The sequence below is a fragment of the Pseudomonas sp. TR47 genome, from assembly GCF_044143025.1.
Classification (GTDB): Bacteria; Pseudomonadota; Gammaproteobacteria; order Pseudomonadales; family Pseudomonadaceae; genus Aquipseudomonas; species Aquipseudomonas putida_E.
Genome location: NZ_JBHFCS010000058.1, coordinates 1 through 2,119, shown reverse-complemented (window position 1 = coordinate 2,119; position 2,119 = coordinate 1). Strand labels below are relative to the sequence as shown.

4 protein-coding genes and 1 pseudogene are annotated in these 2,119 nt (G+C 61.5%); all 5 read right to left on the bottom strand.

All coding sequences use genetic code 11. The features are described 5' to 3' along the window. Positions 1-124: 124 nt before the first annotated feature. Positions 125-274 carry a hypothetical protein gene (locus ACEWE8_RS25945; RefSeq protein WP_189339970.1) on the bottom strand — a complete coding sequence of 50 codons (150 nt, stop codon included), beginning with the start codon at positions 272-274 and terminating at the stop codon, positions 125-127. Beyond that, complete coding sequence (locus tag ACEWE8_RS25940; protein ID WP_395589441.1) at positions 271-849, bottom strand: recombination protein NinG; 579 nt, start codon at positions 847-849, stop codon at positions 271-273. Before ACEWE8_RS25940 ends, ACEWE8_RS25945 begins: the two co-directional genes overlap by 4 nt. After that, positions 846-1,313, bottom strand: a complete 468-nt coding sequence (locus ACEWE8_RS25935) for a recombination protein NinB (RefSeq protein ID WP_052750466.1) — start codon at positions 1,311-1,313, stop codon at positions 846-848. The genes ACEWE8_RS25940 and ACEWE8_RS25935 overlap by 4 nt, the downstream gene beginning before the upstream one ends. Next, positions 1,306-1,878 carry an ead/Ea22-like family protein gene (locus ACEWE8_RS25930; protein ID WP_052750467.1) on the bottom strand — a complete coding sequence of 191 codons (573 nt, stop codon included), beginning with the start codon at positions 1,876-1,878 and terminating at the stop codon, positions 1,306-1,308. The genes ACEWE8_RS25935 and ACEWE8_RS25930 overlap by 8 nt, the downstream gene beginning before the upstream one ends. After that, a pseudogene (locus tag ACEWE8_RS25925) lies at positions 1,875-2,119 on the bottom strand (hypothetical protein); the annotation flags it as partial. The gene ACEWE8_RS25930 and the pseudogene ACEWE8_RS25925, both read right to left, overlap by 4 nt.

Here is a 2,119-nt window from a genome sequence, read left to right as displayed (position 1 = left end):
ATGATCTTCACATCGGCGGAGCCACCCTTCTTGCCCAAGGCTGCCTGCTCTGCGGCCACGGCCAGGGCGGATGCGCGGTTCTCGTGCAGTGCGTCGTGCCAAACTTGGCGAGCGCTGATTACTTTCATGGTCGTTCTCCCTGGATGCGATTGGTCTTCTTCAGCAGAAATTCTTCGTAGCTTCGCTTGCGGCGCACTGCCCCAGCCCAGGACAACGCCACACCACCCACCACCATGAGGGCGGCCAAGATCAGAAATCCCCATGCTGGTGTCATGCTGCCTCCTTGAGGGCTTTGATCTTTGCCCGGTATTCGGCCTTTATGGCCTTCAGGTCGTCGATGGTGTAGCGCTTGGCCTCATGAGGGCCTTCCAGCCACTCGACCTTTTCAGCCCCTATGCGGCGCACCAGCTCGGCCCGGTAATTAACCAGGTCGCCTGACTTGTGGGTATTGCATGGAGCGCACTGGCGCCAGATATTGAGCGGCTCGAAACGCAACTCCGGGTGTCCGCCGGCCGATCTGAAATGCCCTGCGTGCCATTGGCCGTCATGGAAGCGGCCGCAACTCACGCACGGCAGGTCAGCGTCACGCAGGCGGATGTACTGATTAACCACCACCTGCGCCTCCTTGAGGTGATCCGCCCGGCTCTTGAGCTTCTGCTTGCGCACCTGGATCTCGCGGCGCTCGCGCTGGGCGATCGCTTTGCGTGCCACCGCCTGGTTCTCCGGCTTCTTGGCCAGCGCCAGGGCGCACTGCACGCCGCAGGCCTTCTGCGTCGACAGCGATGGCCGGAACTTCGTCCCGCAGGCCTTGCAGGTCTTCTGCTTCACTTCCTTGAGAACTGTCCTCACGCGGCCGCCTCCCACTGCTCAGGCATCTGCCCTTTTGGCTCACTCCAGCGCACGCCGCGCTCGGAGCCGAACACGTACATGCACTCGATCACATCGCCCAGCTCAGCTACGGACATGCGCCGGGTACTGACGCCCAGCATGACGACGCCTCCGTTGATGCCTGAGGCCATGCGCACCTCCTGGCGTGCCGCAGCGGTCATGAGCGCCTTCCAGTCCTCGCTATCGAGCTTCTGCATGACACCGTTCACCGGCCATTCAACCTGGCGCGCGATGTCGGCCAACATGGCCCAGAGCTTCGCGTTCTGCTCCAGGGTTCGGCGGGACTTCACCGGGCGGACGATGATTTCAATAGCCCCGGACACGGAAAGCTCAGTGGCGAACAGGTACGCCAGCCGGCACACGTCACGGACACGGCTCGGGCCGGACGACCAGAAGTGCCGAGGTTTTGCGATGACTTCAGTCATGGCTCACCTCCTTGGCCATGGCCGCCTCAATGATCTCGTCAATGTTGTCGCAGTAGCCGTAGATGTCCTGCACATCTGGCAGGCCATTCACTACGTCACGGACAGCGCACCTGATGTTTCCATCAACTTGCACGCTGATTTTGCCTAGGGCTTTGCGCAGCGCCTCGCTCTCGGCCTTCAGGTCATCGATGATCTGCTCGTACCGGTCCTGACCAGACCTGTAGTCTTCGTTCTCGGCCTTGAGCCGGATGTTTTCCTGCATGTACTCCATGTGCTTGTCGAAGCTGCCGACAGGATCACCTTTCGCAGATTCCAGCCGCTCGATCTCCGCGAGCAGGGCCAGGACAACTGAAGGGTTGGCGGCAGCCATGAACTCAGCGTTCGCGATCTGCTCACCCTGGACCATCCAGTCTGCGCCGGTTGCCATTGCGATCTGCTGGCGACCCGCGCCGCTTGCGAACTGAATCACCGGACCAGCCTGAATCACGCCGAAACGCTCGTGACTCCATTCGCCCTGCGTTGCAGCCTGGGCCAGCGCCTTCAGCTTCTCTTTGTCGATGGTCATGGCGCCACCTTCAGGCCCTTGGCCTCGATAACCTGACGCGCTTCCTTCAGCGCATTGTTGAACCCAAGGCCATTGGTTCTGGCCCAGCAGTCTCGATCGGGTACGGATCGCAGTTCAGGCAGCTCCACCACCACGGCCTCGCGGGAGGCCTTCCAAGCCCACCACGCCGAACGCACGTTGACGGTGTTTTGCTCGATCATGTACAGGGCCGAGCTGCGGAACCCTTCACCAAGCAGTCGAA

What these genes read in the sequence shown, in the direction of transcription:
- ACEWE8_RS25930 (WP_052750467.1), bottom strand. Translation starts at nt 1,878, where the DNA reads ATGACCATCGACAAAGAGAAGCTGAAGGCGCTGGCCCAGGCTGCAACG.
- ACEWE8_RS25945 (WP_189339970.1), bottom strand. Translation starts at nt 274, where the DNA reads ATGACACCAGCATGGGGATTTCTGATCTTGGCCGCCCTCATGGTGGTG.
- ACEWE8_RS25935 (WP_052750466.1), bottom strand. Translation starts at nt 1,313, where the DNA reads ATGACTGAAGTCATCGCAAAACCTCGGCACTTCTGGTCGTCCGGCCCG.